General features: G+C 37.5%; 20 protein-coding genes. 13 read left to right on the top strand and 7 right to left on the bottom strand.

Annotation, left to right across the window (positions count from 1 at the left end):
* Positions 1-67: 67 nt before the first annotated feature.
* The gene (pdxR, locus tag HNR27_RS15985; RefSeq protein WP_429340485.1) at positions 68-1468 is read left to right on the top strand and encodes a MocR-like pyridoxine biosynthesis transcription factor PdxR; all 1401 of its coding nucleotides are present in this window, start codon (positions 68-70) and stop codon (positions 1466-1468) included.
* 48 nt (positions 1469-1516) lie between these two features.
* On the opposite strand, the gene HNR27_RS15980 is transcribed toward pdxR, so the two are convergent.
* The 3 genes from HNR27_RS15980 to HNR27_RS15970 form a co-directional block, all read right to left on the bottom strand.
* Entirely contained in the window at positions 1517-2107 is a 591-nt protein-coding gene (locus HNR27_RS15980) for a hypothetical protein (RefSeq protein WP_429340496.1), read from the bottom strand.
* A 267-nt stretch (positions 2108-2374) separates the two neighbouring features.
* Complete coding sequence (locus HNR27_RS15975) at positions 2375-4282, bottom strand: vWA domain-containing protein (protein ID WP_429340484.1); 1908 nt, start codon at positions 4280-4282, stop codon at positions 2375-2377.
* Positions 4283-4366: 84 nt separating this feature from the next.
* Positions 4367-5239 carry an AAA family ATPase gene (locus HNR27_RS15970; RefSeq protein ID WP_429340483.1) on the bottom strand — a complete coding sequence of 291 codons (873 nt, stop codon included), beginning with the start codon at positions 5237-5239 and terminating at the stop codon, positions 4367-4369.
* Between the two features lie 129 nt (positions 5240-5368).
* Between HNR27_RS15970 and HNR27_RS15965 the strand changes: the two genes are divergently transcribed.
* The 3 genes from HNR27_RS15965 to HNR27_RS15955 all read left to right on the top strand — a co-directional run bounded on the left by HNR27_RS15965 (position 5369) and on the right by HNR27_RS15955 (position 7321).
* Positions 5369-6013 (top strand): N-acetylmuramoyl-L-alanine amidase, encoded by a 645-nt coding sequence (locus tag HNR27_RS15965; protein WP_429340482.1) that lies wholly within the window; start codon positions 5369-5371, stop codon positions 6011-6013.
* Positions 6014-6174: 161 nt separating this feature from the next.
* Complete coding sequence (locus HNR27_RS15960; RefSeq protein WP_212921394.1) at positions 6175-6405, top strand: excisionase family DNA-binding protein; 231 nt, start codon at positions 6175-6177, stop codon at positions 6403-6405.
* A gap of 10 nt (positions 6406-6415) precedes the next feature.
* Entirely contained in the window at positions 6416-7321 is a 906-nt protein-coding gene (locus HNR27_RS15955; protein ID WP_429340481.1) for an RluA family pseudouridine synthase, read from the top strand.
* Between the two features lie 73 nt (positions 7322-7394).
* On the opposite strand, the gene HNR27_RS15950 is transcribed toward HNR27_RS15955, so the two are convergent.
* Positions 7395-8384 (bottom strand): DmpA family aminopeptidase, encoded by a 990-nt coding sequence (locus tag HNR27_RS15950; protein ID WP_429340480.1) that lies wholly within the window; start codon positions 8382-8384, stop codon positions 7395-7397.
* A 186-nt stretch (positions 8385-8570) separates the two neighbouring features.
* Between HNR27_RS15950 and HNR27_RS15945 the strand changes: the two genes are divergently transcribed.
* From HNR27_RS15945 to HNR27_RS15925, 5 genes are all read left to right on the top strand, one after another.
* Positions 8571-8750, top strand: coding sequence for a hypothetical protein (locus HNR27_RS15945; RefSeq protein WP_429340479.1), 180 nt, complete (start codon positions 8571-8573; stop codon positions 8748-8750).
* Positions 8751-8794: 44 nt separating this feature from the next.
* Entirely contained in the window at positions 8795-10681 is a 1887-nt protein-coding gene (locus tag HNR27_RS15940) for an ABC-F family ATP-binding cassette domain-containing protein (protein WP_429340478.1), read from the top strand.
* A 55-nt stretch (positions 10682-10736) separates the two neighbouring features.
* Positions 10737-11789, top strand: coding sequence for a C45 family autoproteolytic acyltransferase/hydrolase (locus tag HNR27_RS15935; protein WP_429340495.1), 1053 nt, complete (start codon positions 10737-10739; stop codon positions 11787-11789).
* 78 nt (positions 11790-11867) lie between these two features.
* Positions 11868-12542: a hypothetical protein gene (locus HNR27_RS15930; RefSeq protein ID WP_429340477.1), complete on the top strand. Its 675-nt coding sequence runs from the start codon at positions 11868-11870 to the stop codon at positions 12540-12542.
* Between the two features lie 140 nt (positions 12543-12682).
* Positions 12683-13768, top strand: coding sequence for a DUF5667 domain-containing protein (locus tag HNR27_RS15925; protein ID WP_429340476.1), 1086 nt, complete (start codon positions 12683-12685; stop codon positions 13766-13768).
* A 35-nt stretch (positions 13769-13803) separates the two neighbouring features.
* Here HNR27_RS15925 and kynA read toward each other — a convergent pair whose 3' ends face one another.
* Genes kynA through kynU form a run of 3 tightly spaced genes read right to left on the bottom strand, consistent with a single transcriptional unit; the run spans position 13804 to position 16559 of the window.
* Complete coding sequence (gene kynA / locus HNR27_RS15920; protein ID WP_429340475.1) at positions 13804-14652, bottom strand: tryptophan 2,3-dioxygenase; 849 nt, start codon at positions 14650-14652, stop codon at positions 13804-13806.
* Positions 14653-15288, bottom strand: a complete 636-nt coding sequence (gene kynB / locus HNR27_RS15915; protein WP_429340474.1) for an arylformamidase — start codon at positions 15286-15288, stop codon at positions 14653-14655. It abuts the gene before it with no gap.
* Complete coding sequence (kynU, locus tag HNR27_RS15910; protein WP_429340473.1) at positions 15288-16559, bottom strand: kynureninase; 1272 nt, start codon at positions 16557-16559, stop codon at positions 15288-15290. The genes kynB and kynU overlap by 1 nt, the downstream gene beginning before the upstream one ends.
* A gap of 159 nt (positions 16560-16718) precedes the next feature.
* On the opposite strand from kynU, the gene HNR27_RS15905 reads away from it, so the two are divergent.
* The 4 genes from HNR27_RS15905 (at position 16719) to HNR27_RS15890 (ending at position 22334) form a co-directional block, all read left to right on the top strand.
* Positions 16719-17897: an aminotransferase class I/II-fold pyridoxal phosphate-dependent enzyme gene (locus HNR27_RS15905; protein ID WP_429340472.1), complete on the top strand. Its 1179-nt coding sequence runs from the start codon at positions 16719-16721 to the stop codon at positions 17895-17897.
* Positions 17898-17917: 20 nt separating this feature from the next.
* Positions 17918-19558: a thiamine pyrophosphate-binding protein gene (locus tag HNR27_RS15900; protein WP_429340494.1), complete on the top strand. Its 1641-nt coding sequence runs from the start codon at positions 17918-17920 to the stop codon at positions 19556-19558.
* A 14-nt stretch (positions 19559-19572) separates the two neighbouring features.
* A complete protein-coding gene (locus HNR27_RS15895) occupies positions 19573-21063 on the top strand; it encodes an aldehyde dehydrogenase family protein (protein ID WP_429340471.1) in 1491 nt (496 codons plus the stop codon).
* A 98-nt stretch (positions 21064-21161) separates the two neighbouring features.
* Entirely contained in the window at positions 21162-22334 is a 1173-nt protein-coding gene (locus HNR27_RS15890; RefSeq protein WP_429340470.1) for a saccharopine dehydrogenase family protein, read from the top strand.
* The last annotated feature ends 36 nt before the right edge of the window (positions 22335-22370 follow it).

Raw genomic sequence — 22370 nt, 5'->3', positions numbered from 1 at the left:
TAGTAATTGGCATGGCTAAAAGTATCAGATTTATAAATCTTAATGATGCCAGATAGGGGGAGTAGCGATGGATATGTTGGCTTGTCATTTAAATCGAGAAGAGAAAATACCTTTATATGAGCAGTTGTACACCTATATAAAGCGGGAGATTATGAAGGGGCGTATTCCATTTCAAACAAAGCTCCCATCAAAGCGGAGACTTGCTGAGTTTCTAAAGATCAGCCAAAACACCGTTGAGCAAGCATATGATCAGTTAGTTGCAGAAGGGTATGTACAGGGAATAGCAAGAAAGGGATATTTTGTACTAGCATATGAGGATTTGGAATATATTCAACCGGCTAAGCCAATACAAACAGATAATAAAGAAATAAAGCATTCCTTCCGATACGATTTTCACCCAAGTCGCATCGATACAGAGAATTTTCCATTTTCTAAATGGAGGAGGCATGCTAAAAATGTTATGGATAGAGGAAACCAATCCTTACTTCTATTAGGGGAACGACAAGGGGAGTATGAACTTAGAAAAGAGATTGCTAATTATATTTATCAGGCAAGGGGAGTACAATGCTCTCCAGATGACATCCTTCTCGGTGCAGGAATCGAAACATTACTACAGCAGCTTATATTAATGCTTGGGCATAAAATGGTATATGGTGTGGAGGATCCAGGCTATCATGTTATCTCGCATATTCTAAAAAAGTTTTCCAATCCAGTCTTACCCTTAAAGGTAGACAATAGAGGTGTCATATTAGATTCTCTTGATAAAACAGGAATTAATGTTGTTTATGTGACACCATCCCACCACTTTCCATATGGTTCGGTGCTCTCGGCAAATAGAAGAATTAAACTATTAAACTGGGCTAGTGGTAAAGAGGAACGCTATATTATAGAGGACGACTATGATAGTGAATTTCGGTATAGCGGAAAGTCAATCCCCTCTCTACAAAGTATGGATCAAGGTGGAAAGGTTATTTATCTTGGTACATTTTCGAAATCTTTAATCCCTTCCATTCGAATAAGCTATATGGTCCTTCCGAAACAACTACTAGAGCGTTATCAGGAAGAATTCTCCTTCTTCCAATGCACTGTATCGCGAATTGACCAGCATATTTTAGCTCGATTTATGCAAGAGGGAGACTTTGAAAAACATTTGAATCGGATGCGAAAGGTTTATCGAAGGAAAATGGAAAAAACGCTAGAAATATTACGTGCGTTTCAGAGTAAAATTAAAATCGTTAGCGATATATCGGGATTTCATGTGATTATGGAAGTGAGAAATGGGATGAATGAGGAAGAACTAGTTCAGAGAGCGGAGCATGCTAATATTTTGATTTATCCACTCTCTACCTATTCCATTGAAAAGCATGATGAACAACAACCGCGGATAATATTAGGGTTTGCTGGGATACCAGAAGCAGAATTAGAAGAGGCAATAGGAAGCTTATTATCATGCTGGGAGATATATTAAGCAATGTGTGAAGGCATTTTGAAAAGCATAAAAGAATGTCTGGCATTTCTAAAACATAACTGGATAGTGAAGAATCATGGCATCCGATATAGCATCTGCCATTTGCCGTGCTTCTTTTTCAATCGCATCATATACTTGTATGTCCTTTTGATAGTCTTTATTAATCATATAGATTGCTTCCTGTTTTGTTAAGTCTAGATGCGTGTAAAACATATCCTTAACCGCTTTTTCTGTTAAAAAAGGATTGACAGTACTTAAGAATTTTGCGATTTCATCTGCATTTCTATACCATTTTTTCTCTGCTTCTTGAGCGGCAGTAGTATTTCCGGCTTTTGCTGCTTTAACAAGATCTGCTGCGATTAATAAATGTTCCTTTATCAAATTTCCATAGGTAGCTGCAACTGTGTCACCATATAATCGACGAATCATATTCCCCATATCTGTTGCATTTTTTAAAAGTCGGGTAAGAACTTCATTCAGGTCGGGAAGGTCAAATGTGATGCTAATGATTGCCATTCTCGTCCAAGCAACATGCTCCTCCCATAGGCTTCTCATATCATTTCGATAATCAACCTCTCTTTGGGAAATACAATGAGCCGCTTGCTTCATCTGTTGCATTGGAGATACAGTGGGAGCCATGTAAGACTGTGCAATAGGCCAATAATTAGGAATAATCGGTGGAGGTGCCGAAGAGACTCTTTCAGCTATTGATGGGAAATCTTGTGCAAATATCCAATAATCATTTTCCGGCTGAACCATATAGCGAAGATAGTAAACCATATTCTTTTACACTCCTAATGAATACAAATTTGCTACATACTATTCATAGAAGCTTCTATAGGTGTTTGTGCACAATAAAAAGAAAAATCACAAGACATTATTTATATGCCCTGTGATTTTCACATTTTAGATAGTCTTCAATAATAACTTTTTTAACAAGGGGGCAAAATGTGCAGGAAGTTCAGCTACACTAGGGATCATGAGACGTTCTCTACCGTATATGTTTTGCATGGTTTGGTCTTCTCTCTCTTCGATTTCCCCATTTGCTAAAAACATACCAATTACTTCTATACCTTTTTTTCGTACCTCAGAAACGGCAAGGGTAGTATCAACAATGCCGTTTTGATCATAATTAGCAGCAGCCGGCTCTCCATCGGAAAAGACTAACAAGAATTTATTTTTTTCTCGCCGTTCTAATAGCTCTTTCGCCATTACGCGAATACTAAACCCATCGCGATTATCCTCTTCAGGTTCTAGTTGCATTATTTTTGGGCCATTCTGATGGTAAAACGAGTCAGAAAAGGAATGAATCCGGTGAAAATAATTTGGTTGATAGTCTTCTTTGACCTCGTTTGCATCCTCCCAAAAGCCTACAATAGAGTGGGGAATTTTCAAGTGTTTTAGAACCTCATGAAAAAGAACGATACCTCTTTTAGTTTCCTTCATTTTATTATGCATGGAAGCAGAACAATCTACTAGTAAGCTAAATACTGCATCTAACTCGTTGGAATCAGTATTCTTTTTATAAAAAATTCTAGGATTCTCATCTACTACAATTGGTAAAAGCTTCTTGGATAATCTACCAAAAACAAGATCCTTTCTTGGCTGATTTTTCTTATGTTCAATCGTCTTCTCTATTGTTTTTGCAAGCTTACGCTTATAGGGAGCAATATCCTTTACAAATGCTTGATATGCTTCAATATCTTCACGAGAAGGTGGCATTGCCATTTTATCTAGCTTGACTGCAGCTTTATTTTCTTCGCCATACTCATCAGTGCCATTTCCACCACGCGAGGAGGGTTCTTTTTCTAATGCCTCCATTTGAGAGTAATCGTTCTGTTTGCTCTGCCCTGAGGCACCTTGAATCGCAGCAGCAGCTTGATCACCATCCTCTGTTTCACGAGCGCCTCCCCCTAATATACTTGTTTTGGTACCTTGCTCTAATTCGAATTGTAAGAAGTTTTGCTTGCGATTTTCATTTTTATTTTCCCGATGCCAAGTGGAAAATTCCTGGTCAAAATACTCACTATTTTCCTGATCCACTTCCTCAAAATCACAATTAGCTAATGGGTCTGTACGGGTTAGCTCGTCAAATAGGGTGTTTTTCTCATAACGGTCTATATGACTAATTGGAAAGATAAAGTATTCATTCAAGGTGTCTTCGTAATCAGTTGCTTTGAAAACGATATGCTCCGTAATCTTAGTAATATCCGCAGTATTTTGTGCTTCAAAGACATTATATAAATATGGTTTTATTTCCTCTAATTTTTGCAGTTGTTCTACCCTTGCCTTTGGAAAAGAAGGGTCAGGTGTTTCTGAAACCAATTGCAGATAAATTAAACAGAACAGTTCGTCCAACGGAAAGCTTCTGGTAGCATTCACATTTAACTGTGTTTCAAAAAAATGTTGATACGTGCTTCTACGAACAGCAAATGCCTTCCTTGTTCCGGGTCGTTCATGTTTAATCAGTTCTTCTAAACGGAGATCCTCTAATAAGGCGAATAGTTGATAAGCAAATTTTGGAATTCTTGTTTCCTGTATTTCATTTACATAGGACTTCATTTCAGGGATAGTAGAGTACCTTAATGTCCCAATAGCCCGTAGAAAAACATCTGTTTTTAATCCAGATGTTTTAACGGTCTCAGGCGTATTATCCCAAAATCTGCTAGCAGTAAGCTTCATATCAATTAAATCGATAAAGGAGCCATAATTATATTCAAATTTAAGATTGGTATCACCGGATAAAACGGAAGCAAGATCCTGTAATTGTAGAAATACATCTGTGTCTATCCTTGCATCATTAAAACGGTGCATGTAACATTCTCCTATCTTGATCGAGAGGAAGTTTTAACCTCCTATTGTCTTACTTATCCATTACTGATTTTCGAATAGCAATTTTTAAAATAGTGTATCTGCTAAATTTTTGACAAATTCTTTTTCTCTGTCCTCATCTAGCTTATCTACAATCGCCCGTATGATTGCTCGTTTAGGTGGAATGACCACGCTTAGGTCACAGGCATCTAGTAAAGCCCGTATAGAGGCAGCATCCTCAGACAGCTTCCCCTGTGAGACAGCTTGTATTAAATCAGATGATAGTCTAACGAATAAATCAATCGTTGCATCATTAGTAAGCTTCGTACTGGAATGTATTAATTTCTTTAGCTGCTCTCCTTCTATATACGGTATCTCTAATACTATAAAACGATTTTTTAATGCCTCATTTAGTGGGACAGTACCTATATAACCCTCATTTATAGCCGCGATGACACCAAATCCTTCCTTTGCAGTAACCACTTCATTTGTAAAAGGATTTGTGATTGTTCTTCGATAATCAAGAACACCATTAATTAGTGGTAATGTCTCTGGTTTTGCCATATTGACCTCATCAATATAAAGAAAGGTTCCAGTTGTCATAGCGTTAATCACTGGCCCTGGAATAAACTCGATGATTTGCTTTTCCTGCTGATAGGTTAACGTTTTAAAACCTAAGAGACTTTCTGCATCTAAATCTACAGAACAGTTCACACTAAACATAGGCTGTTTAAATAGATTGGATAAGGTTTCTGCAAACTTTGTTTTGCCTGCTCCGGTAGGACCCTTGAGCAGAATATTTTTACCCATGCTTAAAGCAGTAATTGCATCTATTAATAAATCGATATTGGGTGGCATATACCCACCTTGACGAATAAGTTCTTTAAATGTATTGGTTTGGTTTTTATTTTCCGTTAATAAGTGCTGTATATTTTCCGGTAAGTCATAGTTTATATTCATGTTGTCGTTAACTCCTTTCCATGACATTGTAAGCTTTTTTCTCAGGAATCACAAAGGGTAAGCTATCAGTGTGGTCAGGCTAATCGTATGGAATGAATATATTTTGGATAATTAAAGGAGATTATGATTATGAGATGCTTCTCATTTTTACTTGTAATAGTCTTGTTATTTCTCTTGGAACTAGAAATTGTAGCTGATGAGATGATAGCTAAGCATGATTTTAACGTTCATCATGTTTTACTACCGAGTAGATACTCTACGCCAAGAACGACGCCGATTACCCATATAATGATCCACTCTATTAGTAATCTTGTGTCAAAACCAGAATCTCCTTATGAAATAAATGATATTCGTCTCTTATTAATGGAACATGGTGTCTCCGCACACTATGTTATAGATCGTAAAGGTAAGGTATTTCAACTGGTTCAAGAAAATCGTGTTGCTTTTCATGCCGGAAGAAACGATCTTCCAAATGCACCTTTCTTTGACCATCGTATGAATGATTATTCCATAGGAATTGAGCTCATGGGAATTGGAACAAAGGAGGAAATGGTACCTATAGTTTCTGAGAAATTATATAATCAATTAGATACCTCGCTGATTGGATTTACAAAAGAACAATATTTATCCCTTTCTAATTTGTTGGCGTATTTATATAAACGCTATCCGACTATCAAAAAAAGTAGGTACCATGTTATTGGACATGAGGATTACGCTCCAAATAGAAAAAGCGATCCGGGTAGGCTTTTTAATTGGTCTGATGTTGGCTTATAGGGTTTTTGTAGAGATTGTATTTAAGCGGAATATAAACTTTGTTCCATATAATTGGATTAGTGTATAATTCACCTATATATGAAAGTAAATAAAGAAAGTAAACGTATGAGAGAAGTTTGTTGCTAACTTGTATTAAATCTCATATAAGGATGGTGTTCCTGATGTATATTACAATCCCAGAACTAGCTGAATATTTATCCATGAATGAGGCGAAGGTTAGAGCTTTCGTATTACAAGGTAGAATTCGAGCTATCCATGATGGGGAGCAGTATTTAATAAATAAGAATCAATTTACAACGCATTTCGAACAGGTTGAAAAATATAGATTAATGATTCAGGAATATTTGAATGAGCCTATTCCTGAAGATATCGATGTAAAAGACGAAGATTAGGAGATATCAAATGTCACATTTTGGAAAAAATGGTAATGTTGAACGTAACCATGCAGTCAAATTTGAAGTGAAGGAACACGGAGAGCTTTTACCGTTTTTATTACAACAAATGAATAACCGTAGTCGAAATTCGATTAAATCAATGCTAACTAGAGGACAAGTGAAGGTGGATGATCATATCGAAACAAAGCATAATTATCCTCTTCTTCCTGGTCAAATAGTAAGTGTGTTAAAAAATAAGGCAGCTATTCAAGAAAACACATTTATTGGGTTGAACATACTTTATGAGGATGAAGCAATAATCATTATTAATAAAGATGCGGGACTACTCTCTATGGCAACAGAAAAAGAAAAAAGAAGAACAGCATATCATCAATTAATGGATCATGTGAAAAGAGAAAATCCCAGGAACCGAGTCTTTATTGTCCATCGGCTAGATAAAGAAACTTCTGGAGTTATGATGTTTGCCAAAAGTGAGAAAGTGAAACGAAAGCTTCAAGAGAACTGGAAGATACTTGTGAAGGAAAGGACATATGTCGCCCTGGTAGAAGGAAAAGTGAAGCAAACTGAAGGTACAATTAAATCAAGATTAAAAGAAAGTAAGACACATAAAATGTATTCCATTCAAGACGGCGATGGACAGCTTGCTATTACGCATTATCGCAGGGTTCAGGCTAATTCATTATTCTCTCTTTTAGAAGTGAAGCTAGATACTGGAAGGAAAAATCAAATTCGTGTACATATGAGTGATCTTGGGCATCCTATAGTTGGTGACAAGAAATATGGAGCGAAGTCGAATGATATCGGAAGACTTGGTCTGCATGCAAAAGTATTATCCTTCTTACATCCTGTAACTGGCCAGTTAATGTTATTCCGTGCGGATGTACCGAAATCCTTTTTGGTAAAGAGTAAGTAAATGGTTTCGTAGAGTAATGAATGAATTTGTGAATGATTCGATGGCAGTTTTACTACTTACAGGGCACCGCTAATTAAAGCGGTGCCTTTTCAATTACTCTTCCAAATTGACCGACAGTCGTTTCAGCGTATTTTAATGAATTAATAATAGCTTCTTCGGTCGCCTCTACTACTGCTTGAAACAGCTGACTCATGGCTTTATGGTCGTCACGTAAATAAGCGATTGTCTCTAGATGAGAGTTCGCATTGTGCGAATATTGATTGGCCGTGGAAAATGCAATAGCAATATCGCCACTTCCATTATCCATATGGCTGCCGACACGACCAAGTCCAGCTGCAGTTCGTTTTGCAAGGCGCTTTAACTGCCTATCGTAAACAGGAGCATCAGTCGCAATAATCATCATGATAGAACCATCGGTACTGTTAGGGTTTTTTTTCTTTGGAAAGTTAGCGAATAGAGCATCCTCACCTTTACCAAAATTGCTAAGGACAAGGCAGCCAACCGTATATTTCTCATTTGCAGAAGTTACAATTCTAGAGGCGGTTCCTATTCCACCTTTATACCCAAAGCAAATCATTCCCTTACCTGCACCTATAGCACCTTGCTCTACTTGGCGATTACTGGCATTTTTAATAGCTTCGATAGCATGTTCCGGTCTCACTGCTTGTAAGCGCATTGAATTTAAGTAGCCGTCATTACACTCGCCCACTACTACATTTAATGTTCCAGCTGCATCACCAATTTCTTTATTTTGCTCCATCATGTAGGTAACCGTACCTTCAACAACAGGTCCTATACTTAATGTATTAGACAGCATAATAGGTGACTCCAAAAGCCCAAGTTCTTCAATCTGAATAAGTCCAGTAGTTTTTCCAAATCCATTAATTACATGGCAGGCAGCATGAACCTTTTCATAGAATAGATTACCAGGGTGGGGTAGGATTGCAGTAACACCTGTGCAGATAGTTTCTTCATCATTTATTTTCTCATATAATGTTTTATGTCCAACTAACACACCTTCGACATCGGTAATACAATTCTTTCTTCCCTTTTGCAAGACCATCCTCGATTTCTCCTTTATCTCAAATTTATTAACTATAGTATGTACAAAAATTTACTCATAATCTACTGTATGATAAAAAATGTAATCCTTCATTTACATGGATTCATTTCTTCTATTTCATACAAATGGTAAAATAGTTCTCAGACATGTAAACTTAAGATAAGGATAAATATAGGAGAGACGAGAATGAAACCACTTTTATATCAATTTTTGGCTATGGCAGTACTATGGATAGGATTAATATTTTTCTATGATGAAATGAATAATTTAAGTAGATTCATTTTTTATTTAGTGACTTCTTGGGTATTATTATTGCTTGTTTTACTTGTTAAACAAGTAATTCGTAATCGAAGAGCGTCTAAGTAAATCCATTTGTATTAGATTTTTTTAAGTTAAGGAAGGGCAAACATATGCTAACAATCGAAAATTTATCCAAATCTTATGGGGATAAAATTTTATTTCAAGATATAAATAATACGATTACCGATAATGAACGAATCGGATTGATCGGAGTTAATGGTACAGGAAAATCAAGCTTTCTAAAGGTAATTGCTGGAATAGATTCGCCTGATACGGGAGTAATCCAAGCTCCAAAGGATTATCAGATTGAATATTTAGCACAGGATCCAGATTTAGATCCAACTTTGTCAGTGATCGATCAAATTTATTATGGTGATGCAACGATCATGAAGCTCATGCGCGAATACGAAGGAGCTTTACAAAGGCTACAGCAGGATCCTGATAATCCTCAGCTACAGCAAATATTATTAAAGCTACAACAAAAAATGGATGAAGAAGAGGCGTGGGAAGCTAATACACAGGCCAAGACTATTTTAACAAAGCTGGGAATTACGGAATTTAATAAACGAATTACAGAGCTATCTGGTGGGCAGAGAAAACGTGTCGCAATAGCAAAGGCCTTAATCCAGCCAGCAGACTTATTAATTCTTGATGAGCCTACAAACCATCTAGATAATGAAACAGTAGAATGGTTGGAAAAGTACTTACAAACCTTTAAAGGGTCAATATTACTAGTTACACATGATCGCTATTTTTTAAATCGAGTGACAAACAAAATATATGAGTTAGATAAGGGAAGCCTTTATGTTTATGAGGGTAATTATGAGGTTTTTCTTGAGAAAAAAGCAGAGCGTGAAGAAATAGAGAGAAGTAATCAGCAAAAGCATGCGAACTTATTGAAAAAGGAATTAGCTTGGTTAAGGGCTGGTGTAAAAGCAAGGACAACAAAACAAAAAGCAAGAATTGACCGTGTGCATGAATTGAAGGAGAAAAACTTTCATACAGAAAATAAAAATATTGAACTTCAGGTAGGCTCGCAGCGATTAGGGAAAAATGTCTTGGAGTTAGTTGAAGTGCATAAGTCGATGGAAGGGCGAAAGTTAATTCATAATTTTAGCCATCTAATCCTTCCAGGAGATCGAATTGGAATCATTGGACCTAATGGTACAGGGAAGACGACATTATTAAATTTGATGGCTAAGCGTATTACCCCAGATCGTGGTGAAGTCATTACTGGTGAAACTGTTAAAATTGGTTATTATACACAGGGTGATGAAGAATTAGATGGTAGTATGCGTGTTGTTGACTTTATTAAAGAGGTTGCTGAGGTAATTCACACAAAGGATGGCGATGTGATTACTGCAGAGCAAATGCTAGAACGTTTCCTGTTTACCCGCCCAGAACAATATAATTATATACGGAAGCTTTCAGGTGGAGAGCGTAGACGCTTATATTTGCTAAAGATACTGATGACAGAACCAAATGTTCTATTTCTTGATGAACCGACGAATGATTTGGATATTCAGACATTAACAGTATTAGAAGCGTATTTAGATAATTTTCCAGGTGTTGTCATTACAGTTTCCCATGACCGCTATTTTTTAGATCGTGTAGCTGAGAAGCTTTTTGTTTTTACAGGAGAAGGAAATATACAATTATTTTTTGGGAATTATAGTGAATACTATGAGAAATATCAGCTAACCCAAAAGCAGGAGCTAAGCACGAAAAAAGCAGTACCTATCACAAAACAGTCTCAACAGAAAAAGAAGCTCTCGTACATGGAACAGAAAGAATGGAATGAAATTGAGGATCAGATAACCGCATTAGAGGAGAAAATGAATGCGATAGAAGCGGGGATTGTAGAGGCTGGAAGTGATGCGGAAAAGGTTCAATCCTTATTCACTGACCAACAAAAGGTTCAAGCTGAGCTCGATGCTAAGATGGAACGTTGGGAGGAGCTTTCTCTATTAATTGAGGAATTAGAAAATAAAGGATAAAGCAAGGATAGGTATTTCAACTATCCTTCTTTTTGTTAAAGGGATGAGTACTATGATGAAGAAAATATATAGTGATGTTATACAATTCCGTGGCTCACATTATGATTTTGGTTATATGCAAGGAAAATTGTTAAAAGGCTCCTTAACACTTGAAAATAGGGCAAGAATTTGGAAAATTAGGAGACCACATTTTGTCATTGAGGAGCAAGAGGTGAAGAATGCTATCCTCCCTTTTGCTTCAGGAATTTGGGAAGAGCTGTTAGGTCTAGCAGATGCACTCGAGTGGAATATGCAAGATGTACTAAGGGAATTTGGTGGTTATCGGTTACATTATATGCGAAGCGGTTGTTCTATTTTTACGGATACGGATTATATGGTTCGGAACTATGATTACCATCCCAAAACATATGAAGGGAGATATATGGTCTATCAGCCAAGCGACCAAGGTTATGCTACTATTGGGCCTTCTCAACGAATAACTGGAAGAATGGATGGTATGAATGAAAAGGGCTTAGCAATGGGGTACAACTTTATGCACCGGAAAAAGCCTGGTGATGGATTTATATGCAATATGATTGGAAGAATGGTTTTGGAAAACTGTGCTACTGTACAAGATGCTGTAGAAATGTTAAAGGAAATTCCCCATCGACATTCCTTTAGCTATATTATAGTAGATCAGTCCGGCGAGACATTTATTGTCGAAGCAACACCTCGAAGTGTTGAGGTTAGGAAAGATAATATGTGTACGAATCATTTTGAAATATTAACCCATGAGAATCGTCATCATCTAGCAGATTCATTTAAACGAATGGAGGCTATGGAAGGGCATAAGCGAAATATAACAGATGCTTATCAAGCTTTTCGTATGATGAATGATTCTGATAAAGGTGTATTCTCCGAGCAATATAAGAATTGGTCAGGAACCATTCATACATCTGTTTATTTCCCGAAGGAATTAAAGGCATGGTTTGCAATAGGTGGGGATCGTGAGCCAGTCGTATTTGATTTTAATAAGTGGCTGGAAGGAAAAATGTTTATGGAAAAGAAAGTTTTAGGGGAAGTGAATACCGATTTACCTTTTGTGCATATGGATAAGAATGTTCGGTAATGTATAAATCCATGTTTAATTCGTGGTTTGTATACATAAGATAAAGATGGTGATTCTATTTTCTTAGGAGGCATTTCTGTGAAGCTATTTCAGGTAAGAAAGGGATACTTTGTTTTTTATCAAAATGAACTTCATAAGGTTTATGGGGTAAAACCAATGTTTAAAAAGTCTATTCATTTATACCGCTTAAAAGATATGAAACAAGTATTAACGAGCGCAAATGAAATAACCTACTATAAACCAAAGCATAATGATACCTTTATCTTTAGTGGTAAACGCTATACAATAGACGAGTCTAGGAGACCCAATCCTGGTGACTACATCCTGATAACAAAGCCAGCACCAGACTTTCTTGATCGATATTCACTAAACTCGATTGAAAAAGTAGCTAGTATAGAGGATGAAAATGTTATTACTACTAGGGATAATGGTGTAAAGCATGATGAATATGTGGTGATGGTTCCAGGCAGAGCAGAAGCTAGCCAAGAAATCGCATATTATGATAAAAGCTTAGTACCAGAGGATCAGCAGATTGAGGATGAATCGATTACCTATCTTTCTGACAGTGATGATGATAATGTAAAGCCTGTAGTTGGAGATGTGTTCCTTGATATCGAGAGCAATACGAAGGCAATGATTGTTGCCATGACAGGTTCGGAAGTTATATTTGGTCATGGAAAACGTGTTTCAATTCCTGATTTATTCGAAGAAGAAAAATATAAAGTGATATTTAGAATAGAAGAAGACAGCTAGAATAAAGTCCCTTTTGGGGCTTTTTCTTTTTGTAGTAATAAAGTTGGGTATTTATTTTTTTTACAAAAACAGACATATTATGATGTGGACTTGCGAAATTTTTAGAGAAATAAAAAATTAAGTATTCGGAGGGTAACGAAATGAAGAATTCTACAAAGCTTACAAGTCTATTAGCGAGCACTGTACTAGTTACTACAATCATCACACCAGGGATTTCTGTATTTGCAGAGGAAAGTAATGATAATGGCCTAATAATTACAGAAACCCTCGGTAATGGGAATGCTGCAGAAGGGAAAACAAAAGATGTAACTGGGAATGAAATTGTGAAAGAGGATGCAGGGTTAATACCTGGAGATTTCTTTTATTTTGTAGAAGTTATGCAAGAGAAAATCCAACTTGCCTTAACGATGGATGAGTATAAAAAGAGTGAGCTATTAGCAAAATATGCTTCTGAACGTATTGCAGAAGCTAATGAATTAATTAAGGAAGAGAAATATGACGAGGCTGGGGAACTATTGAAGCTAGCTCTAGATAGTCAAGGAAAAGCAGAAGAAGAGATAAGTGGAAATAAAGAAGAAACAAGTACAGAAGATACTGAATCTGCCGTAGAGGAAAGCAATATAGAGAAGGAAGAAGAGCATTCTTCTGAGGACAAGGTTGACGAGGAAACATCAGACCAAGATACCAGCATTGATTCTGAAAAGATTAAAGTGAAGTTAGCTAATAATATTGATGCTTTGTCTATCGTGCTAGCAAAAATTGAAAATCCAAAAGCGCAAGCAGCTATTATGAAAAATATAGAAAAGTCTTTTGCAAAATTAGCTAAAAAAATTGAGAAGCGTGCTAATAAACTAGCAGCTAAAGAAAATAATAAAGAATTAGATGAGAATGGAACTATCAACGAAGAACAACCCACAGTTGACGAAAATGGTGAAGCATTAGAAACTACTACTACGGTTGAAGCTCCGGTTACAGATAAAGATTTAGATTTTACAAAAGATAGCAAAAAGCCAGCAGTTGAAAATACTGAAAAACCAGTTAAGGATTCTGCAGTAACTAATGTAGCGAAGGAACAAAATCAAACAACGCAATCTGTAAAAGCAAATCAGAAAGTAGAGAAAGCCAAAGAAAAGGCAGAAAAGCATGCTAATAAGGGTAAAAACGTTAACGGAAACAATGGAAACCATATAAATAATGGTAACCATGGGAACGGAAAAAATAAATAGTTAATATTAGAACGCTAAGCCCCCCTCTTAGCGTTCTATAATTTTGTTCGAATTTCCCATAGCTCAGGGAAGAAGTAATGATCTAATACTTTTTTAAGATATCCAACACCTGATGTTCCGCCAGTTCCAGTCTTATGCCCGATTATTCGTTCAACAGTTTTCATATGGCGAAATCGCCATTGCTGGAACCAATCTTCAATATCGACTAATTTTTCCGCTAATTGATAGAGGTCCCAATAGGATTCTGTATCTCGATAGACTGCTAACCATGCATCAGCAACGGTTGAATCCTGTATATATTTTTTTGAAAAGTCCCGACTCAAAACGAGCTGATTAATAGGAAATCCCTGTTTTGCAAGTGCCTGTATTGAAACATCATAAAGCCCTGGTGCTTCAAATGCTGCTTTTAGTCGCTGGTGTAATACAGGTTTTTTTTCATATATTTTTAAAATGTGTGGGGTCTTATATCCTAAGACAAATTCAATTAACCGGTATTGGTAAGACTGAAACCCTGATGCATTACCCAAATATCCTCGAAATTCCATGTATTCAGAGGGGGTTAGGGTAGATAATACATCCCATGCCTGAATGATTTGTGATTGAATTTTGGAAACCCGGGCAAGCATTTTAAAGGCGGTTTGGAATTCATCTTGTTTGATAGCTGTTGTTGCTGATTCAATTTCATGTATCATCAGCTTTAGCCAAAGCTCACTAACTTGATGAATGACGATAAATAACATTTCATCATGATGGTCAGAGAGCCTTTTTTGGCTATTTAGTAAGCTTTCTAGCTGTAAATAATCCCCGTAGGTCATTTTTTCTTTAAAGTCCGTATATGCTCCATTGTCATCTGATAAAAATTCCCAATTAAAACTACTTTGCATTTAACTATTCTCCTCCATGGAACGTAATATCGCTCTAACTGGGCTACCATCTGCCCCAATAATCCTTAATGGAAGGGCTATTAATTCATAATTTCCCGGCGCAACCTCATCCAGCATGATGTTTTCTAAAATATGAATACCATGGTGATGTAAGGCATGGTGCGTATCCAACGATTTACTAGTAATTGGATCGACAGAGGGCATATCAACGCCAAGTAAGATTACGCCCTTTGCAGCCAAATAAGGAGCAATTTCTGGATCTAGGTAAGGTAGCTCCTTGGGAAAGTATGAAGGATTATTTGGCAAAGAGGTACGAAGCAACACCCTTTTTATTCCTCCAAGATTAAATTCCTCTAATACGGTTGAATTAATTGAACTAAATCTACTAACATCTATTACTAGTGCCGGTCCAACATAAGTACTAATCGGAATCTGTTCAATGGTCTTGCCATTATTGTCAAAGTGATAAGGTGCATCGACATGTGTTCCCATATGCACACTGGTTATAATTTTACCAACGTTTGCAGAGCCAGTCTGTTCCTTCGTTGCTGAAATAGAAAATGAAAAAGGTGTATCTCCTGGCCAATGTGCCATGTTATTTGCTAATGGTTGGGTAATATCATGCCATTTTTTCATTAAGCAATAACTCCTCTTTTGTTTTGAAATTTTTTGTAATGTTCTTCTATCATGATTCGCTTAAGAATGTGTACAGCTCTATAAATCTCCTCATACGTGTTGTATAACGCTACTGGTGCAAGGCGAATCCCATTTGGGCTTCGGAAGTCTGGGATGACCCCTTCTGTCTTCAATGCCTTACAAATACTAGCTGCATATTCGTGTGTTAAATAAAGATGTCCCCCACGAGCATGATGAGCTATTGGTGAGGCTATTTGAAATTGGAAGTCTTCTAATTCCACTTCAATAAGATCTATAAGAAAGTCGGTCATGCGTAATGACTTTTCCCGAATAGCATGTATCCCTGCTTCTGAAAAAATTTCTAAAGATCCGATAAGTGGAGCAAGGCTTAGAACGTGAGGGGTGCCAATTTGATAAGCACCAGCTGTCAGAGCTGGCGTTAGAATATTTTCTAAATCAAACTGTTTTTCTTTATGAGAACTAAACCACCCAGCTAGACCAGGCTCCCTTCCTAAGTGTTTCTCGTTCACATAGAGTCCTGCAACACTTCCGGGTCCACCATTTAGATGTTTATACGTACACCAAAAAGCAAAATCAACACCCCAATGTGACAGTTCATGCGGAATGGAACCAATAGAGTGACATAAATCAAAACCGATTACAATTCCTCGTTCATTTGCTGCCTTCGTTATTGTATCCAGTTCTAATAGTTGCCCGCTTCGATACAATACACTTGGTAAGACGATAAGTGCTATTTCATCTGTCATTGCATTAATAATATCTTCCGTTTTCAATGTATGACCATCACTACTTTTGACCTGAATGAGATGTTCATCGGGAGAGAGGCCTTTTAATTGAAGCTGACTTCTTAATGCGTAAATATCAGATGGAAATTTCAATTCGTCAGCAAGTATTTTGGTTCTCTTCCCTTGTGGTTTGTAGAAGCTTGCCACTAATTGATGAAGGTTCGTGGTAGTCGATCCCGTATTAATTAATTCATTTGGCTTTGCACCTACGAGTGGTGCAAATTGCCTTCCTATTTCCTCTGAAAGATAAAACCATGGATACTCAGCTGATGTCCACCCATCAATTGCATATTTTTTCCAAGACTCTAATAGCGTATGTACGGCCTTTTCCGATCGCTTGGATAGAAGACCAAGTGAATTTCCGTCAAAATATATTTGGTTATCTGGTACATAAAATTCCTCGCGAAAATGCTTGAGAGGATCCTGATTATCTAAGGATATAGCGAATTCCCTACTTACATTCATTAAAATTCACCTCGAATAGTTATATAGAAAACGTTTTCAATTATTATTTTAACAGAAAAATTTAATTTCTTAATAATAATTGAAAATTTGGATTAATATTATTATACTAATATCAGATATGTGAAATGGCATTTCACATATTGAAACGGAGGATGAGCCATGTATGTGTCAAATAAGGTAAGAGATTTACCGCCATACTTATTTTCACGTTTTCAAAAGAAGAAAGAAGAACTAATAGCTAAGGGTGTTGATGTAATTGATCTAGGGATTGGAGCTCCCGACTTACCAACCCCAAAATTTATTATCGAGAAGTTCTGTGAAGAAGTACAGCAACCAGCAAATCATCGATATTCTCCCTATGATGGAACGAAGGAATTTCGTGAGGCAGTGGCGTATTTTTATTTCAATCATTATGGCGTGAAGTTAGATCCAGACACAGAAATATTAGCCTTAATCGGTTCAAAAGAGGGGATAGCGAATTTCATTCAAGCAGCCATTAATCCAGGCGATTCAGTTATTATTCCAGACCCAGGCTATCCAGTTTATCAAACAGCGGTACATTTAGCAGGTGGTAAGTGCACGTATCTTCCGTTGGACTCACAAAATGGCTATTTACCTATGTTTGAGAAATTGTCGCGACAGGAAAAAGAGGATGCCAAGCTGTTATTTTTGAATTACCCTAGTAATCCAACTGCCGCAACAGTTGAATTAAAGACCTTTATGGAAGCGATTACATTTGGAGTCAAAAACAAAATTGCAATTGCTCACGATGCAGCATATGACTTAATTACATTTGATGAGTATAAAGCCCCTAGTATTTTACAGGTGCCAAATGCTAAAGAGGTCGCAGTTGAATTTGGCTCATTATCAAAAAGCTTTAATATGACAGGCTGGAGAATTGGATACGTAGTTGGAAATAGGGATTTAATTAAGGCTCTGCATACCTACAAAAGCAATATAGATACGAGTCAATTTCTCCCCATACAAAAGGCTGCTGCACATGCTTTAAGAAGTGATTTAACTGAAGTAAAACAGCATAGTCTAGTCTTTAAGGAAAGAATGGAAAGAATGTATCAAGGACTTATTGAAGCAGGATTTATCGTTGAACAACCAAAGGGTTCTATTTTTATTTGGCCAAAGATACCAGTAGGTTACACATCAGCAGAATTTGCTGAGAAGCTACTTGAAGAGGCGGGAATAATCGTGACACCTGGTTCTGCATTTGGGCCATCTGGTGAAGGTTATATTCGAATTTCATTATCTGTTGAGTTAGTGCGTATAGATGAAGTGATAATAAGATTAAAGGAATTTATGAATAAGGGCGTGAAACGATCGTGAAAATAGAAGCCAAAGCTATCATGACAGCAGCACAAGCAATTGTTGAATGCATAAAGCGAGAAATGATAGACAACGTTTTTTGTGTTCCTGGAGAAAGCTATCTGCCGTTACTCGATGCATTATATGATGAACCTTCTATTCGTGTAGTATCTGCTAGACACGAAGGTGGAGCAGCCTTTATGGCGGAGGGATATGCAAAGGCATCTTTTAAACCCGGGGTAGTACTTGCTACTCGTGGGGTAGGGGCAGCTAATCTATCAATTGGTGTTCATACTGCCTATCAAGATTCCACGCCTATGGTTGTATTTTTGGGTCAGGTACATAGTAAATTTCGTGGTCGAGAAGGGTTTCAAGAGGTAGATTTGGATCAGTTTTTTAAACCAATAACAAAATGGACAGTAGAGGTCAAAGATCCCGAACGAATGCCTGAACTAGTTAGTAGAGCATTTCGAATTGCAAAATCTGGTAGACCAGGTCCAGTAGTAGTCTCTTTACCAGAAGATGTATTGCCTGCAGAAGCAGATATGCATTTTGGACCAAGAATAGAAGTTCCAAGACCTGCACCAGCTAAAAGTGAAATAACTGCTTTTCAGGAGCTGTTAAATAATGCGAGAAAACCACTTATTATAGCGGGTGGTGGGGTGAAGTTGTCACAAGCGGAGGAAGGGCTTCTTACATTCGCTGAAAAATATCAGCTACCTGTAATGGCAGCATTCAGGCGCCATGATGTCTTTCCTAACCATCATCCTCTATATGCAGGGCATTTAGGGCTTGGAACACCGAAACAAATTCTTGATACGGTGAGAGAATCGGATCTTATTCTCGCCTTAGGAACTAGGCTTTCTGAGGTTACAACACAAGATTATTCCTTATTAACAAGCAAGCAAAAGCTAATTCACATTGATATTGAACAGGAGGTAATCGGAAAGGTATATTCTCCTAACCTAGCTATTATTGCTGACATGAAGGAAGCTTTAGAAGCTGTAAATTCGATAAAGGTTCTTTCTTCATGGGAGGAATGGGCTGAGGCGAGCAATAGACGATTTCTTGCGGTTAGTAGTATTGCTGCTACAGAGAAGGATGTTATTAATAAGCATATTATAAGCATGATGGCGGAGATGCTTCCTATCAACTCAATTATTACTAATGATGCTGGTAATTTTGCTGGCTGGCTTCATGCTTTTTATCCGTTCAAGCAAAAACAAACCTATATTGGACCTACATCAGGTGCTATGGGATATGGAATGCCTGCAGCAATTGGAGCAAAGCTTGGTTCACCCGATAGAACAGTTGTTTCTCTTTCCGGTGATGGAGGCTTTATGATGACCTTTCAGGAGCTAGAAACCGCTGTTCGTGAAAAAATCCCTATCATTGCTCTGGTCTTTAATAACAATAGCTATGGCACCATACGAATGCATCAAGAAATTCATTATCCTCGTAGAGTAATTGGAACTAATTTAGGAGAGGTTTCGTTTTCACATTTAGCAAATGGTATCGGAGCAAGCGGATATACTGTGCAAACTGTAGAAGAGTTCAAAAATGCAATGAATCAAGCATTAAAGCTTGGTTTACCAACGGTCATTGAAATTTTGACTGATATTGAACAAATTTCCGTTTCTTCCACAATCACATCAATCCGGGGAACTTCCCCTAGGAAATAAAAGGAGGCACTACAATGGTAGAAGTTAAAACTAAGAAACTAGCAAATTATATCAACGGTGAGTGGGTTGAGGTAGAGAGAATGACTCCAGTAATTAACCCAGCTACAGGTGAAGCGATTTTAGATGTTCCTTTATCAGATGCATCAAGTGTAGATGCTGCAGTTGAAGCGGCGAAGAAAGCACAAAAAGAATGGGCACTTATTCCAGCACCACAGCGTGCGGAAGTATTATATCGAGTTGGATATCTTTTGAAAGAAAGAAAAGAGGAACTCGCACAGCTCCTGACGATGGAAAATGGTAAGGTTTTGGAGGAGGCTCGTGGGGAGGTTCAAGAAGGTATTGACATGGCATTTTATATGGCAGCAGAGGGTAGACGCCTCTTTGGACAAACAACTCCTTCCGAGCTAAAGGATAAGTTTGCGATGAGTGTACGTGCCCCAATAGGTGTAGTGGGAATAATTACCCCTTGGAACTTCCCTATTGCTATTGCAACCTGGAAGTCCTTCCCAGCTATTGTCGCTGGAAATGCAGTTGTATGGAAGCCAGCAACAGAAACCCCAATTATGGCCTATGAGCTTGCGAAGGTATTCGAGGATGCGGGTCTGCCTAAGGGAGTTATTAACGTCGTATTCGGTAGTGGCTCAGAGGTTGGAGATGCGATGGTGCATCATGATGATATACGGGTAATATCCTTCACCGGATCTAATGAGACTGGGCGTAATATAGCTTCCGAATGTGGTCGTCAATTAAAGAAAGTCTCCCTAGAAATGGGGGGCAAGAATGCTGTAATCGTAATGGATGATGCAGATCTCGACTTAGCTGTAGAAGGGATCTTATGGAGTGCTTTTGGAACAAGTGGCCAACGTTGTACAGCTTGTAGTCGCGTTATTGTTCATGAGGAAGTTAAGGAAGCACTTGAAGGACGTTTACTAGTAGCAATGGAAAAGTTGACGATTGGAAATGGCTTAGATTCTACCATTAAGGTTGGTCCAATTATCAACAAGGCTGGAATTGAAAAGATTAAGAAATATATCGAAATCGGAAAAGATGAAGGAGCTAAGCTTCTAGCTGGCGGATATGAATTGACTGATGAGGAATATGCAAATGGTAACTTCTTTGCACCTACATTATTTACAGATGCAAAGGATTCCATGCGTATTGCTCAGGAAGAGATTTTCGGTCCAGTAGTTTCTTTAATTCCAGTAAAAAGCTTTGAAGAAGCTATTGAGGTAAATAATAGTGTCACATTTGGGCTATCTAGCTCCATCTTTACAACAGATGTTAATCGAGTGTTCCAAGCACAACGTGATTTAGATACTGGAATAGTTTATGTTAATGCAGGAACAACTGGTGCAGAGATTCATTTACCATTTGGTGGAACAAAGGGAACTGGTAACGGACATCGTGATTCTGGAGTCCAAGCATTAGACGTATTCACAGAATGGAAATCTGTTTATGTAGATTATAGTGGAAAATTACAGCGTGCTCAGATTGATGTAGAGTAAAACAGGATTTATGTATAGGGTACAGCACGACATGGAGCTAAAAAAGGTATAGCCTGCAAAACGGAGAAATATACGAAATATATATAAGGAGTGATTAGATGAAAGTAGGAGTACTAGGATCAGGATTAATGGGAAAAGAAGCTGCTAGGGACCTCGCAGCAAGTGAAGGGGTAACCTCTATTGGATTAGCTGATATTGATTTAGAGCGTGCACAGAAGGTAGTTGATCAATTAGATTCCTCAAAACTAACTGCTTTTCAAGTAGATGCATCTAACGAAAAGGAGTTAGCTGAATTTATGCGCCAATATGATGTCATTATAAATGCGTTATTTTACTCCTTTAATGAGATTGTAGCGAAAACAGCAATTCAAGTCGGAGTAAACTCAGTTGATCTTGGTGGCCATATCGGTCATATAACAGACAAAGTTATTGAAATGCATGAGGATGCAGAAGTTGCAAAGGTAACTCTAATTCCTGATCTGGGTGTAGCACCTGGTATGATAAACATTCTTTCAGGCTATGGAGCTAGTAAACTAGATGAAGTAAAATCTATCAAGCTATATGTAGGAGGAATTCCTGTTAAGCCTGAGCCACCACTAGAATATTATCATGTATTTTCAATGGAAGGATTATTTGACCATTATACAGATCCATCATTAATCATTCGAAACGGTATTAAGCAGGAAATTCCATCATTATCTGAAGTGGAACGACTACATTTTGAAAAATTTGGTCCATTAGAAGCTTTCCATACTTCAGGTGGTACATCAACACTATCGCTTTCTTATCCGCATCTAGAAACACTGGAGTATAAAACAATCCGTTACCCAGGTCATGCGGAGAAATTTAAATTATTAGTGGATTTAAATTTAACCCGAAATGATTATGAAATAGAACTAAATGGACAAAAGATTAAACCGCGAGAGGTATTTTTAAAGGTTTTAGACCCGATTGTCGAGTTAGGGGAAAAAGATGATGCGGTTCTATTAAGAGTTGTCGTTTCCGGTATAAAAGATGGAAGTGAAGCAACTTACCAATATGAAATGGCTACTTTTAAAGACAGAAAACATCAGGTAACCGCTATGGCTAGAGCCACAGCAAATACCATATCTGTTGTCGCTCAAATGATTGGTAATGGAACAATCGATAAAAAAGGTGTATATCCTCCTGAACAAATCGTACCTGGAGATGTTTATATCCAGGAAATGGCGAAGCGTGGAGTCGTAATCAAGGAAATGGAAATGAAGGAAGAAGCAAAGGTAAGAAGTTAACAAGGTGTAACCCTCTGTCTAGGCAGAGGGCCCTTT

Source organism: Ornithinibacillus bavariensis, assembly GCF_050433565.1.
In the GTDB taxonomy this organism is placed as follows: Bacteria; Bacillota; Bacilli; order Bacillales; family Amphibacillaceae; genus Ornithinibacillus; species Ornithinibacillus bavariensis.
The sequence above is the reverse complement of the archived record's forward strand: the minus strand, read 5'-3'. Positions and strand labels throughout refer to the sequence as shown.